General features: G+C 71.6%; 12 protein-coding genes. All 12 read left to right on the forward strand.

From position 1 onward, the window contains the following. Positions 1-174: 174 nt before the first annotated feature. From ABGB12_RS25495 to ABGB12_RS25550, 12 genes are read left to right on the forward strand one after another with little or no spacing between them, the layout of a single operon-like run. Positions 175-1,260, forward strand: a complete 1,086-nt coding sequence (locus ABGB12_RS25495; RefSeq protein ID WP_347681979.1) for a cytochrome P450 — start codon at positions 175-177, stop codon at positions 1,258-1,260. Continuing rightward, positions 1,257-2,462, forward strand: a complete 1,206-nt coding sequence (locus ABGB12_RS25500; protein ID WP_347681980.1) for a cytochrome P450 — start codon at positions 1,257-1,259, stop codon at positions 2,460-2,462. Before ABGB12_RS25495 ends, ABGB12_RS25500 begins: the two co-directional genes overlap by 4 nt. Then, positions 2,459-3,712: an LLM class flavin-dependent oxidoreductase gene (locus ABGB12_RS25505; RefSeq protein ID WP_347681981.1), complete on the forward strand. Its 1,254-nt coding sequence runs from the start codon at positions 2,459-2,461 to the stop codon at positions 3,710-3,712. The genes ABGB12_RS25500 and ABGB12_RS25505 overlap by 4 nt, the downstream gene beginning before the upstream one ends. Beyond that, positions 3,709-4,410, forward strand: coding sequence for an ABC transporter ATP-binding protein (locus ABGB12_RS25510; RefSeq protein WP_347681982.1), 702 nt, complete (start codon positions 3,709-3,711; stop codon positions 4,408-4,410). The genes ABGB12_RS25505 and ABGB12_RS25510 overlap by 4 nt, the downstream gene beginning before the upstream one ends. Next, positions 4,407-5,447 carry an ABC transporter permease gene (locus ABGB12_RS25515; RefSeq protein WP_347681983.1) on the forward strand — a complete coding sequence of 347 codons (1,041 nt, stop codon included), beginning with the start codon at positions 4,407-4,409 and terminating at the stop codon, positions 5,445-5,447. The genes ABGB12_RS25510 and ABGB12_RS25515 overlap by 4 nt, the downstream gene beginning before the upstream one ends. Further along, positions 5,440-7,173 carry an AMP-binding protein gene (locus tag ABGB12_RS25520; protein WP_347681984.1) on the forward strand — a complete coding sequence of 578 codons (1,734 nt, stop codon included), beginning with the start codon at positions 5,440-5,442 and terminating at the stop codon, positions 7,171-7,173. Before ABGB12_RS25515 ends, ABGB12_RS25520 begins: the two co-directional genes overlap by 8 nt. Continuing rightward, positions 7,170-8,201, forward strand: coding sequence for a UbiA family prenyltransferase (locus ABGB12_RS25525; protein WP_347681985.1), 1,032 nt, complete (start codon positions 7,170-7,172; stop codon positions 8,199-8,201). Before ABGB12_RS25520 ends, ABGB12_RS25525 begins: the two co-directional genes overlap by 4 nt. After that, the gene (locus tag ABGB12_RS25530) at positions 8,198-9,391 is read left to right on the forward strand and encodes an acyl-CoA dehydrogenase family protein (protein WP_347681986.1); all 1,194 of its coding nucleotides are present in this window, start codon (positions 8,198-8,200) and stop codon (positions 9,389-9,391) included. Before ABGB12_RS25525 ends, ABGB12_RS25530 begins: the two co-directional genes overlap by 4 nt. Then, positions 9,388-10,467, forward strand: coding sequence for an SDR family oxidoreductase (locus ABGB12_RS25535; protein WP_347681987.1), 1,080 nt, complete (start codon positions 9,388-9,390; stop codon positions 10,465-10,467). The genes ABGB12_RS25530 and ABGB12_RS25535 overlap by 4 nt, the downstream gene beginning before the upstream one ends. Continuing rightward, positions 10,464-11,453: an SDR family oxidoreductase gene (locus ABGB12_RS25540; protein ID WP_347681988.1), complete on the forward strand. Its 990-nt coding sequence runs from the start codon at positions 10,464-10,466 to the stop codon at positions 11,451-11,453. Before ABGB12_RS25535 ends, ABGB12_RS25540 begins: the two co-directional genes overlap by 4 nt. Then, complete coding sequence (locus ABGB12_RS25545) at positions 11,450-12,940, forward strand: PEP-utilizing enzyme (protein WP_347681989.1); 1,491 nt, start codon at positions 11,450-11,452, stop codon at positions 12,938-12,940. Before ABGB12_RS25540 ends, ABGB12_RS25545 begins: the two co-directional genes overlap by 4 nt. After that, a complete protein-coding gene (locus ABGB12_RS25550; protein ID WP_347681990.1) occupies positions 12,927-13,199 on the forward strand; it encodes an acyl carrier protein in 273 nt (90 codons plus the stop codon). The genes ABGB12_RS25545 and ABGB12_RS25550 overlap by 14 nt, the downstream gene beginning before the upstream one ends. Position 13,200 lies beyond the last annotated feature (1 nt).

Consider the following 13,200-nt stretch of genomic DNA (forward strand, 5'->3'; position numbering starts at 1 on the left):
GTGAGCACGTGAGTTAGCTTGCTGCTCATGGCGGACGTAGCGGAACTTATTGAGCCGTTGGAGCTCAATATATTCATGCCCGGGTTCCTGGACGATCCACGGCCGATTTTCCGATTGCTGCGCGAGCGGAATCCGGTGCATTGGAGCGAGGCTTTTCCGCCCGGATTCTGGCTGGTGACGAAATACGAACACGCGACGGAGATCCTGCGAGATCCGCGGTTCGGCAAGTCGGAGTTCTGGAGCACCGTCGGCGGCCGTGCGGGCCAGGAGTCCGAGTCGGTGCGGGTGGTGCGCCGGTGGATGTCGCAGCTCGACCCGCCGGACCACACCCAGGTGCGCAAGGTGTTCGGCCGGACCTTCATGCCGCGGATGGTGGCGCTGCTGCGACCGCGCATCGAGGAACTGGTCGACCAGCTGCTGGACTCCCTGGAGGGGCCGGAGTTCGACCTGATCGACGGCTTCGCCTATCCGCTGCCGGTGATCGTGATCTGCGAGATCCTCGGGGTGCCCGCCGAGGACCGGGAGCGGTTCAAGGACTGGTCGGCGGACCTGGCGCGGTTGTTCGACGTCGACCTCACCCCGGAGTCGCTCGAACGGAGCCGGGAGGCGGTGCTCAACTTCTCGGAGTACCTGGGCGAGCTGATCGGACAACGCCGGGCCGAACCCCGCGAGGACGTGCTGAGCCTGCTGGTCAAGGCGCACGAGGAGGAGTCGATCAGCGAGGCGGACATGGTCGCCAACGCCACGCTGCTGGTCTGGGCCGGCCACGAGACGACCATGAACCTGATCGGCAACGGGGTGCTCACCCTGCTGCGCCACCCGGAGGCCAAGAACGCCTTCCTCAAGGACCCCGAAGGGCTGGCGGGCCGGCTCGTCGAGGAGGTCCTGCGCTACGAGGGCCCGCTGCGGATGACCGCTCGGGTCGCGCTGGAGGACGTCGAGATCGCCGGCAGGACCATCGCCAAGGGGCAGACCGCGATCGTCATACCGCAGGCGGTGAACGCCGACCCCGACGCCTATCCCGACCCTGAGGCGTTCCGGCTCGACCGGGAGCAGCCGAGGACGCACCACACCTTCGGCGGCGGAATCCACTTCTGCCTCGGCGCCCCGCTGGCACGGCTGGAAGGCGAGATCGCCTTCCGGAAGCTGTTCGAGCGGTTCCCCGACCTCCGCCTCGCCTCGGACGCTCCGGAGTGGAGCTCGAACCTCTTCCTCCGGGGACTGGAAAGACTTCCGCTGAGCACGGAGGCGGCCCGTTGAACTCCCTGGAACTGTTCAACCCCCTCGACCCGGAGTTCATCGCCGACCCCTACCCGTACTACCGCAGGGTCCGCGACGCCGACCACGTCTACTTCCACGACGTCATGGACGCCCACCTGGTCACCCGGTTCGACGACGTGCAGGCGATGCTCCGCGATCCCGGCCTCGGCGCGGTGAAGGAGCGATTCTTCGGCAACTGCCCGCCCGGCTCCGACATTGACCGGGTCTCGGAGTCCTGGCTGTTCTTCCTCGACCCGCCGGACCATCCGCGGGTCCGCAGGCTCTTCACCTCGACCTTCGCGCCGCGCAGGGTCGAGTCCATGCGCGAGACGATCCGCGCGGTGCTCGACCGGAGGCTCGACGTCCTGGAGCGGGAGGGCGGCGGCGACTTCATCGGGACCGTCGCCCAGGACCTGCCGGTCGCGGTGATCTGCTCGATGATGGGCATCCCCGACATGGACCTGGCCGACTGCACCCGGCACTCCTCGGCCATGGTCAAGCTGCTCGACCCGCTGATCGACGCCGACCAGCTCGCCGCGGCGGAGCAGGGCGCGGCCTGGGCCCTCGACTACTTCGGCGCGCTCGTCAAAGAGCGCCGCGCGAACCCGGCGGACGACCTGATCTCGGCGCTCGTCCAGGTCAACGACCGGGAGCCGGAGCGGCTCACCGACACCGAGCTGCTCAACAACATCGTGTTCATGTTCGGCGCCGGGCACGAGACCGCCACCGGCATGCTCGGCAACGGCCTGCACGCGCTGCTCACCCACCCCGGGCAGTGGGAGGCGCTGTGCGCCGACCCGGAGGGCCGCGCACCGGCCGTGGTCGCCGAGGTCCTGCGCTGGGACCCGCCCGTCCAGTACTTCTCCCGCAAGGTCCTGCGCGAGGTGGAGATCGGCGGCAGGACGATCCCCGAGGGCGCGAGCGTCATGGGGTTGATCGGCGCGGCCAACCGCGACCCCGCCAAGTTCCCCGACCCCGACGCCTTCGACGTCTCCCGCGAGAACGTCCAGTCCCTGTCGTTCGGCGGCGGCACCCACTTCTGCATCGGCGCGATGCTCGCCAGGACGGAGGCCGAGATCTCCTTCCGTGCCCTCGCCGAGCGTTTCCCCGGCATCCGTCCGGCGGCCGAGCCGCGCCGGCGCAAGATGCTCGCCATCCGCGGCTACGAGGAGTTCCAGGTGGAGATCGGGGGCATTCGGTGAGGTTCGGCCTTTTCTACGAGCACCAGCATCCGCGTCCGTGGGCGGAGGGCTCGGAGCGCAAGCTCCTGACCGACGCGCTCGACCAGATCGAGCTGGCCGACCGGCTCGGCTTCGACTACGTCTGGGAGGTCGAGCACCACTTCCTCAGCGAGTACTCGCATTCCTCGGCACCCGAGGTGTTCCTCGGCGCGGCCAGCCAGCGCACCCGCGACATCCGGCTCGGCCACGGCATCATGCACGTCCCGCCGCAGGTGAACCATCCCGCGCGGATCGCCGAGCGCATCGCCACGCTCGACCTGCTGTCCGGCGGGCGGGTGGAGTTCGGCACCGGGGAGGGCGCGTCCGCCGCGGAGCTCGGCGGCTTCGGCGTCGAACGGGCGCGCAAGCACGACATGTGGGCGGAGGCCGTCGACGTCGTCACCCGCATGTTCGTCGAGGACCCGTTCTGCGGCTGGCAGGGCGAGTACGTGAGGATGCCGCCGCGCGAGATCCACCCGAAGCCGGTGCAGAAGCCGCATCCGCCGCTCTGGATGGCCTGCAGCCGCCGCGAGTCGCTGAAGGTCGCCGCGCAGAACGGGCTGGGCGCCCTGTCGTTCTCGTTCATCGAGCCGGAGCAGGCCGCCCAGTGGGTGGACGAGTACTACCGGATCATCGCCTCGGAAGAGTGCGTGCCGCGCGGTTTCTCGGTCAACCCGAACTTCGCCGTCGTGCTGCCGATGATGCTGCACGAGGACGAGGAGACGGCCATCGACCGCGGCATCGACGGCGCCCACTTCTTCGGCTTCTCGCTGGCCCACTACTACTACGAGAAGCACGTCGTCGGCGGCACGGTCCTGTGGGACGAGTTCCAGGCCCGCCGTGCCGAACTCGGCTTCGTCCGCGACCTCGTCCGCGCCGACGGGCAGGACCTGGCGGTCAGACTGCTGGAAGAGGGGCTGGGCTCGCTGCGCGGCGCCATCGGCACTCCGGACCAGGTCCACGATCTGGTCCGGAGGTACGAGGCGGCGGGCGTCGACCAGGTCATCTTCGTCCTGCAGGCGGGCAGGAACCGGCATGAGGACATCTGCGAGAGCATCGAGTTGTTCTCCAAGAAGGTGCTGCCGAGGTTCGCCGAAGACCGCGACGCCAAGGACGAGGCGCGGCGGCGGCGCCTGGCCGAGCCGGTGGAGCGGGCGCTGGCGCGGCGGTCGGCGGCGCGCGTCCTGGCCGAGCCCTACCAGATCGACGAGGCCGCCGAGGTGGGCCCGTGACCCTTCTGCGGTTGGAGGGCGTGCACAAGGCCTTCGGCGAGACCCGGGCTCTGCGCGGAGCGGACCTGCGGGTGCGTCCCGGCGAGGTCATCGCGCTGCTCGGGCGCAACGGCGCCGGCAAGTCGACGCTGCTGTCCATCGCGGCGGGCCTGCTGTCGGCGGACTCGGGCTCCGTCGGGTACGACCCCGGCACGCGGATCGGCCTGATGCCGCAGGAGCACGCCCTCTACCCGGTGCTCACCGCGCGGGAGAACCTCATGTTCGTGGCCCGCGCCGTCGGGCTGTCGAAGAAGGCCGCCGTGCGCGAGGTCGACCGCGTCCTGGAAAGGGTCGCGCTCACCGACCGCGCGGGAGAGAGGGCCGGAAGGTTCTCCGGCGGCATGAAGCGCCGTCTCGGTTTCGCCGCCGCCATCCTGGGAGGCCCCAGGGTGCTGCTGCTCGACGAGCCCACCGTCGGGGTCGACCCGCAGTCGCGGCTGAGCCTGCTCGAACTGGTCGAGGAGCAGGCCGCCGAGGGCGTCGGGATCGTCTACTCCACCCATTACATGGAGGAGGCCGAGCGCATCGCCGACACGGTGACCGTGCTGCACCGCGGCGTGATCCGTTCCGAGGGCCCGGTGCACGAACTGGTCGGCGCCGAGGGCGAGACGCTCGAATCGGTCTTCATGGCGCTGACGGGCCAGGAGGAGGAGCGATGACCGCGCCGGCCCTCGCGGCCCCGGGCCGTGCCGTCGCGTTCTGGGCGCTGTTCCGCAAGGAACTGCTGATCTACCGCCGGGACCCGCTGCTGCTGATCATGATATTCCTGGTGCCGGTCGTGCTGACGGTGTTCCTGGCCCCGGCTCTCGGCGGCGCCTACGCCCTCAGCGGCGAGCCTCCCGCCTACGTCCAGGTCGGCGACACCCGGCCGGACGGCCTCGGCGCCCCGAAGGCCGTCGTGGACCGGGAGGACGCGCGAAGGCGCGTCGCCGCGGGCGAGGTGCCGTTCGCGGTCGTCACCGAACCGGACGGCCGCCGCTACGTGATCGCCGATCCGACGCTGCCCACCCTGCTGCCGGTCTTCCTCAACCACCTGTCGGCGGACGACGTCCCCGTCATCGGCCCGGACGGCGGTCCCTACGCCGACGCGGCCAGCCCGTACCAGCAGAGCCTGTTCGGGTTCGCGCTGATGAACGTCTTCTTCGGCGCCGCGCACGCCGCCCAGGCGCTGCACCGCGAACGCAACTGGGGCACCTGGAACCGGGTGCTGTCGCTGCGGCTGGGCAAGGGCACGATCCTGCTCGCCAAGATGGCCCCGATGGCGATCATCTCGGCGCTGCAGCAGCTGATCCTCATCGGCGGCGGCTGCCTGATCGCGGGCATCCCCGTCCACCGTCCCGGGTTCCTGCTCCTCGCCTCGCTGGCCACCGGATGCGTGGTGGCCGCCGCCGCCTGCACGATCGCCGCGGTGTCCGGCAACGACATGCAGGTGCCGCAGTTCAACAACCTGCTCGCCCTGCTCGGCGGCGCGGTCGCCGGGGCGCTCGTCCCGGTCGCGCTGATGCCGGGCTGGGTCCAGGCGGTGGCTCCGGTCTTCCCGCAGTACTGGGCGCTCGACCTGATCAAGGGGGCCACGAGCAGAGACGCCCCCGCGAGCGCCCTGCTGCTGGACCTCGCGGTGCTGTGCGTCTTCATCGTCGTCTTCGCCGTCATAGGCCGGCTGGCCATGCGCTGGGAGCGGTTGCGTCATGAGTGAGACACGACTCAGGGAGGATCCGATCGATACCGGGCTGCTGGACTGGGTGGAGCGACCGTTTCCCGACCGCTCCCTGAGGTTTCTCCAGGACGACGGGACCTGGCGTCCCCATCCCTACCCGGAGCTCGCCGCCCGGGTGCGCGCCGTGGCGGGCCGCCTGCTCGCCTGCGGGCTCGAACGCGGCCAGGTGGTCGTGGTCGTGCACCGCACGGGGCCGGACTTCGTGGCGTCCTTCTTCGGGGCGATCTACGCGGGCGGCACCGTCTCACCGCTGGCGCCGCCGACCGCGCTCGGCGGCGGCGAGGAGTGGACGCGCCACGCCGCGCACGTGATCGACGCGGCCTCCGCGAGCCTGGTGCTCGCCGACGAGGACCTCGCGGACGCCGCAGCCGAGGCCGCCGGGCGGGCGGGGCGCCGGTGCCCGGTCATCGTCCCGGACGACGGGACCCGGGACGCGGTGGAGCGGCCGAGGCCGCCCGCCGAGATCGCGCTCCTGCAGTTCACCTCGGGGTCGCGGGGCCCGACCCGCGGCGTCAGGGTGAGCCGGGAGAACCTCGAGGCCAACATCAGCATGATCGGCCGCTGGATCAGGAGCGGCGACATCGGCGGTGCCTCCTGGCTGCCGCTCTACCACGACATGGGCCTGGTCGGCGGGCTGCTGGTGCCGGTCACCACCCAGATGGAGCACGGCCTCGCCCGCCCCGAGCAGTTCATCCAGACCCCGCTGCGCTGGCTCGCCGAGTTCGGCTCCGGCAACGGCGAGATCATGGTGATGCCCAACTTCGGCTTCGACTACGTCACCCGCCGGATCCGCCCGGACAAGCTCGAAGGCATGGACTTCTCGTCCGTCAAGGTGGTGATCACCGGGGCGGAGCGGGTGCGCCCGTCCAGCCTCCTGGCGTTCGTGAGGCTGCTCGCCCCGTTCGGATTCGACCCGTGCGCCCTGCAGCCCGCCTACGGCCTGGCCGAGGCCACACTCGCGGTCAGCGGCGTCGAGTACGGGCGGATCCCGCGGATCGCGGCGATCGCTCCCGGACCGCTCCAGATCGGCGACCCGGTCGAGGTCCTCAGGACCGGGGACCTCACCGAGTTCGACGAGGAACAGGGCGACAGCGTGCTCTGGCACGTCAGTTGCGGCGGTCCGCTGCACGGCACCTCGATCGAGGTCGTCGACGACCTCGGCGATCCGCTGCCCGAGAGCCATGTCGGCGAGATCGCGGTCGAGGGCCCGGCGGTGGCGGCGGGCTACTCCCGCGAGGACCACGAGGCGTCCACCCGGTTCGAGGACCGCCGCCTGTTCACCGGCGACGCGGGCTTCATCCTTGACGGAGAGCTGTACGTGCTGGGCCGGATCGGCGACAGCCTCCAGGTGCGCGGCCGCAACCTCTACGTCGAGGACCTCGAGCAGGCCCTGGCCGAGGAGGGCCTGTTCTCCTGGCACCGCATGGCCGTCGTGGCCGGCTACCTGGACGACCTGCCCACCGTCTGCCTGCTCAGCGAGGCCCCGGTCAAGGGCGAGGAGGTGCTCGACGTGTTCGCGTCCCTGATCGGCCCCGACGTGGCGGTCCGCGTGATCAAGGTGCCGCGGCGCACGATCGAGGTGACCTCCAGCGGCAAGCCCCGCCGCCGCCGGATCTGGCAGAAGGTGCTCGCCGGCGACCTCCCCGGGGAGGTCGTCGCGGTGGCGGGGCCGGAGCCGCGCGAACCCGTGGGAGGAACCCGATGAACCCCCTGCACAGGGCACTGCTCACTTTCGAGGCGCTGTGGTGGATGACCCGCATCCACCTGTCGAACATCAACATGTGGCCCGCCGTGATGGGCGGGGTCGCGGCACAGGACGCGCTCGGCGCGCCCCAGATCGTCGGGCTGGTGGTCTTCACCGCCGCGGCGGGCGGCGCGCTGTTCATCGTCAACGACATCCTGGACGCCGAGGGCGACGCGGTGACGGCACCCTACCTCCCGCTGCCGTCGGGCCTGGTGACCAAGAAGCAGGCGTGGTACGCGACCGGCGCCTACTTCGCCGTCGGCGTCGTCGCGCTCTACCTGGCCTGCGGCGACCCGGGCAGTTTCGCGATCGCGGCCGGGCTCACCGCGGTGACCGTGGTGCTCTCGATGGCCTACTCCAAGGTCAAGGACGAAGGCGTGGTCGCCTCGTTCGTGATCAGCATCCCGCAGACCGTACCCGCGGTGATCGCCTGGATGCTGGCCGGCGGCGGCCGCCCGTGGGCGCTCGCCCTGGTCGTGGTGTACCACCTCACCGCGTGCGTCTCGAACAACGTCCTCGCCGCGCTGCGCGACGTCGACCTCGACCCGCTGGTCGGCAACCGCACCCTGCCGGTCCGGCTCGGCGCGGCTCGCGCCTTCCGGCTGGCGGCGGTCGTCGCCTACCTCGCGCTCGTCCCGGTGCTGGTCCTCGCGGTCACGGTGGACGGCGGCTGGCGGGGCCTGCCGGTCGCGGCCGTGGCGCTGGCGCTGATGGCCGGCAGCCACCGGCGCACGCTCGCGACCTTCCACGAGGAAGGACGCGGCCGGATCCAGCGCATGGCCGACATGAAGATGTTCAAGACCGGCGAGTACGTGCGGCACATGGCCGTCGTCGCCTGCCTTTCGCTCCCCGCCGCGCTCATCACCGGGGCGCTGCTCTACCTGATGCTCTGGGGCGGCGGAAAGCTCTACGCCCGCCGCATGATCAAGGGTGGTATCCGCAGGTCCCTCGGGATCGCGGAGCCCGCCCGGAAAACGAGCCCCGCATGACCCGGCTGCTGTTCGACGGGGGCCCCGCGGGGCCCGAGGTGGAGGAGTTCCGGGCGCGAGTGCGCGCCGCCGTCTCCCAGACCGTCCTGCCCTACTTCCAGGAGGCCGAGAAGGCGGGCCTGTTCCCACGCGAGGCCTACCGGCGCTTCGCCGCGACCGGCCTGGTCGCCGAACGCTGGGACGGGCCCGACCCCGGCCGCGGCGCCGTCATCGCCGAGGAGCTGGGACGGGCCGGAGTCGGCGGCGTCGCGGTGGGGATCAGCCTGTCGATGGAGACCGTCGCCGCCGCGCTGCGCCGCTACGGGGGGCCCGCACACGAGACCACGCTGGCCGGGATCCTGGACGGGTCGCTGGTCGGCTGTTTCGGCGCGTCCGAGCCGTCCGGAGGGTCGGATCTGAACGGCATGCGCACCACGGCCGTCCGGGTGGACGGCGGCTGGCGGGTCCGCGGCGAGAAGAAGTTCCTGTCGCTCGGCCGGGTCGCCGACTTCGCGCTGCTGCTGTGCAGGATGGACGAGGAGGTCCCGGCGAACGGCTCGATCGCGCCGCTCGGCATGGTCAAGGTCCCCTGCTCCGACCTGCGGGTGGTCCGTCCGCTGAGCAAGGTCGGCACCGCCTCGCTCGACACGACGTGGATGTCGGTCGACACGGTCGTCCCCGCGGACGCGGTCGTCGGCCGTCCCGGCATGGGGCTCGCCGTCGCGGCGTGGGCGCTCAGCCACGAGCGGCTCGCCGTCGCGGCGCAGATCGCGGGCGTGGCCGACCGCGCGATCGGCCTGGCCGCCGCGCACCTGCACCGGCGTGAGCAGTTCGGCACACCGCTGATCAACCACCAGGCGCTGCGGCTGCGCCTGGCCGAACTGGCCTCCGAGCTGACCGTGCTGCGCTTCGCGGTGTACGGGGCCGCGGCCTCGGTGCCGCGGGGAGGCTGCAACGTCCGCGAGTCCGCGGCGCTCAAGGTCACCGCGGTCCGGTTCGCCGAGCGGGTGACGAGCGAGTGCATGCACCTGTTCGGCGGGCCCGGCTACCTCGAGGACGAGACGCCGATGGCGCGGATGTGGCGGGACGTGCGGCTCGGCCGGCTCGGCGGCGGGAGCGACGAGATGATGTGGGAGCTGGTCGCCGCCGGTCTGGTCCCCGACTTCGAGACCTACGACCGTGAGGTCGACACCGGCAGGAGGCTCGTATGAGGCTGCTCGTGGCCGGGATGACCGGCCAGCTCGGCGCCGGCATCACCGAGGTCCTGCCCGAGGGGACGACGGTCGTCCCGCTGCTGCGCGCCCGCTCCTCCGGCCGCCACCCGGTCGATCCCGCCCTGGCCGCGACCGCGGTCCACGGGGACGTGGTCAGGCCGATGTGGGGGCTGGTCCCGGAGGACCTGGAGGTCGACGCGGTCGTCAACCTCGCCGGTGAGACGAACTGGGCGGGCCGCTCGTCCGACCTGATCGGGACCAACGTGCTCGGCGCCGAGCACGGCTACAGGCTCGCCCGCAGGCTCGGCGTCCCGTACGTCTACGCCAGCTCGATCTACGTGGCGGGCGGGATGCTCGGGACGGTCCCCGAGGCGCCGCTGCCCAGCGGCCCCGACCGCACCGCCTACGAGCACTCCAAGTGGCTCGCCGAGTGCAGGCTCGGGCAGCTCGCGACCGAGCCGGGGGCGGTCCCCCTGCTCATCGCGCGGGTCTGCGCCCTGATCGGCAACAGCTCCACCGGACGGACGCTGAAGCGCAGCTCGCTGTACCTGCTGGCCGACCGCTGGGACGACCTGCCCGCCGGGGTGCTGCCCGTGATGCGCGGCGCCCTCGTGGACGCCCTGCCCCGTGACACCGCGGCGACGCTGTTGCTGCGGGCCGTGCGGGCCCTGTGCGACACCCGTCCCGAGGAGCCTCTCGTCTGCCACCTCGGCGCGGGTGAGACCGCGCCGAGCGTGAACAGCGTCCTGGACGCCGCGCACGGACTCGACCCCATGCGGTTCCGGCGCGAGCCGCGCTTCGTGAAGGCACCGGTGCGGCCGCTGGTCTGGCTGACCCAGAACGCCGACCGGTTCGCGGGGCTTTCGGCCTCCTGGCACAACAGCCTGATCGGCCTGCGCTATGTGGCGATGGAGCGGGTGTTCCCACGCGCCGTGCTCGCGTCGCTGGTGGGCGGCGACCTGCCGCGCGCCGACCCCGAGTTGATGGCGTCCCTGGTGTTCGGCCTGTCGAGGCGGCGGTTCGACGAACCGCGAAAGGGGAGGGCGATGACGATGGCGAGGTTCCCCGGATGAGTGTTCTGGTGCTGGGCGGCTCCGGCTATCTGGGCCGGGCGGTCTGTCTGGAGCTGGAAGGCGCGGGCCTGGACGTGGTGGCGCTCTCCCGTTCCGGGAGCGCCGCCGCGGGACGGGGCCTGCGCGGTGACGTCACCAGGCACAACCTCGGCCTGTTCGGCGACGAGCTGGCCGAGCTGCAGGCGGAGGTCACCCATGTGGTCGGTGTCTTCGGCAGCGTCGACTGGGACTCCGGCCCGGCACAGGCGCTCGACGTTCACGCGACCGGGGTGCGCAACGTGCTCCGGTTCTCCCGCGCCTGCCCGAAGCTCGAGGCGCTCGTGCACGTCTCCTCGCTGCTGGCCTTCGGCAGGGCCGAAGGGCGCGTCGGCAATCGCGAGCTCTACGTCGGACAGGACTTCCGTAACTGGTACGAGTACGGCAAGTACCACGCGGAGGCGCTCGTCCGGGAGGCCGAGGACCTGCCCTTCACCGTGCTGAGGTTCGGTCCGCTGCTGGGGCCCGACCCGGCGGGCCATGCTCTCGGCGCCGGGGACGGCCTGCTCGCCGCCGTACCGTACCTGCTCCAGGGCTACCCGGTGCATCTCAAGCACGGCGGCCGGTTCCCCAGCTATGTCGGTGATGTCGTCGGGGCGGCCGAGGTCGTGGCGGCCGCCGTCCGCACGCCCGCCACCGGCGCGACCTGGACCTGGTTCGACCCCGCGCTGCCGACGGTCGCCGAGGTCATGCACCGGCTGTGCCGTCCGTGGGGCGTCGTTCCGAAGATCGTGGACTCGGCCGTGGTGGGCAGGGTGCAGCGGCTGGTCGCCTCGCGGATCGGGCTGCCCAAGGCGCTGCTCGACTACGCCGAACCCTGGTTCGACCTCGACCCCTCCGTCATGGACACGCTCCCCGGCGGGCCTCCCGCATGCCGTCCCGGCTATCTGGCCGGGACGGGCCGGGCGCTGCTCGAGCCGGAGGCCGACCTGCAGGGGAGTTTCACGTGACCGGCCGGTTCCCCGAGATCGACATCGATCCGCACCCCCGCTTCGGCGTGTACTCGGCGGGCAACCTCGGCGAGGTGGCTCCGCAGCGCCTGTCCCCGATGTCGTGGTCCCTCGTCGGGACCCCCATGGAGCGCGGCACCCGCCGGCTGGTGAGGAACGTCTGGGGCGAGCGCGCCTGGGCCCAGGGCGACCACTACGTCTTCCTCGGCTACTTCGGCTGCCGTCCCTACCACAACCTCTCGGCGTACGCCCATCTGTCGCGGCAGCTGCCCAGGGTGCGGCCGGAGGACGTCACCGCCGCCTACTTCGAGGGCGTCGAGTCGCCGCCGAGCGCGGCGGCCCGGGAGAGCAGGCTCGGCAAGGCCGCGGCCGTGCCCCGACTGGTCCGCGAGCTCGGACGGCTGGGACCGACCCTGCGCAGGCTGGAGGAGGACGTCTACGTCCTGGAGTCGCTGGCCCGGACGGCGATCACGCTGCGCAGCGAGGCGGGACTCACCGAGACCGTGCTCAAGGCGGCCGACCTGCTCGACGACGCCTGGGCCGCTCACATCGTCACCACGACCGGGCTGGTGCCGCTGACCGTTCTGCAGCGGTCGCTGAACGACAGGGTACTCGGCCGCTACGGCGAGGTGGAGCCCTACCTGAACCGGCCCCGGGAACTGGTCTGGAGCAGGCTGCACCGGTTCGCGGGCGGCGACGACCTGCTGCCCGGCGAGTTCCTCGACTCGTCCTTCTACGAGGTGGCCGACGACCGGCTCCCCTGGCAGCCGTACGCGGTCAGGCACCGCGTCGTCGCGGAAGGCACCGCGCACTCCAGCGGCGTCCTCGATCCCGCGGAGGCGCAGTGGGGCATGCTCGGAAAGACCCGCGGACGGATCGTGAAGTCGCTGGCCCGGGTCGTCGGGGAGACCATGGCCTCCCGCGAGCACTCCAAGTCGCTGGTGATGCGGCTGCTGCACGTCCACCGCAGGGTGCTGCCGCATCTCGCGGCGGCGTGGAACACCGACGACGACCTGTGGCCTTACCTGACCATCGAGGAGTTCCGCCGGCTCTACCGAGAGCCGGGCCTGGCCGAACGGGTGCCCGCCCGGCGCGCGGCCGTCGAGTCGGCGCTGCGGACCCCGATGCCCGAACACCTCGACATGACCGGGGGCGTACCGCGCGTGTGGGCCGACGACCTGCCGAAGAAGGCCCGCGGGGTCTCGCCCGGCAAGGTGACGGGAGTCGTCGTCCATGCCGAGGACGACTTCCCCGAGGACGTCCCGTGCATCCTCGTGTGCGAGTCGGCCGACGCCGACGTCGCGCCCCTGCTGGGGTACGTCGACGGCGTCCTCACCCAGCGCGGGAGCGACATGTCGCACATCGCGATCCTCGCCCGCGAGTACCACCTGCCCGCGGTCGTCGGCTGCGCGCTGGTGAAGGAACTGAAACCCAATGACATGGTCACCATCAACGGCACCACAGGAGAGGTCTATGTCGAACAGTGAACTGGCGGAGCCGAACGCGTTCCTCGCCCTGGTGGAGGAGATCTACGCCGACCTCAAGCAGGTGCGCCGCAGCATCCGCCTGGACGACGTGATCGCCAAGGACCTCGGCATCGACTCCCTCGACGCCCTGGAACTCCTGGTCTCGCTGGAGCAGCGCTACTCGGTGGAACTCGTCGGCAGCCCGAACGTCGCGGCGGTCAAGACCGTCGGAGACCTGTACGAGCTGCTCGGCAGGCTCACCGGAGCCCGCGTCGGCTGAC

The organism is Actinocorallia sp. B10E7 (genome assembly GCF_039871655.1).
GTDB lineage: Bacteria > Actinomycetota > Actinomycetes > Streptosporangiales > Streptosporangiaceae > Actinocorallia.

What these genes read in the sequence shown, in the direction of transcription:
- ABGB12_RS25515 (WP_347681983.1), top strand. Translation starts at nt 4,407, where the DNA reads ATGACCGCGCCGGCCCTCGCGGCCCCGGGCCGTGCCGTCGCGTTCTGG.
- ABGB12_RS25520 (WP_347681984.1), top strand. Translation starts at nt 5,440, where the DNA reads ATGAGTGAGACACGACTCAGGGAGGATCCGATCGATACCGGGCTGCTG.
- ABGB12_RS25525 (WP_347681985.1), top strand. Translation starts at nt 7,170, where the DNA reads ATGAACCCCCTGCACAGGGCACTGCTCACTTTCGAGGCGCTGTGGTGG.
- ABGB12_RS25530 (WP_347681986.1), top strand. Translation starts at nt 8,198, where the DNA reads ATGACCCGGCTGCTGTTCGACGGGGGCCCCGCGGGGCCCGAGGTGGAG.
- ABGB12_RS25535 (WP_347681987.1), top strand. Translation starts at nt 9,388, where the DNA reads ATGAGGCTGCTCGTGGCCGGGATGACCGGCCAGCTCGGCGCCGGCATC.
- ABGB12_RS25540 (WP_347681988.1), top strand. Translation starts at nt 10,464, where the DNA reads ATGAGTGTTCTGGTGCTGGGCGGCTCCGGCTATCTGGGCCGGGCGGTC.
- ABGB12_RS25550 (WP_347681990.1), top strand. Translation starts at nt 12,927, where the DNA reads ATGTCGAACAGTGAACTGGCGGAGCCGAACGCGTTCCTCGCCCTGGTG.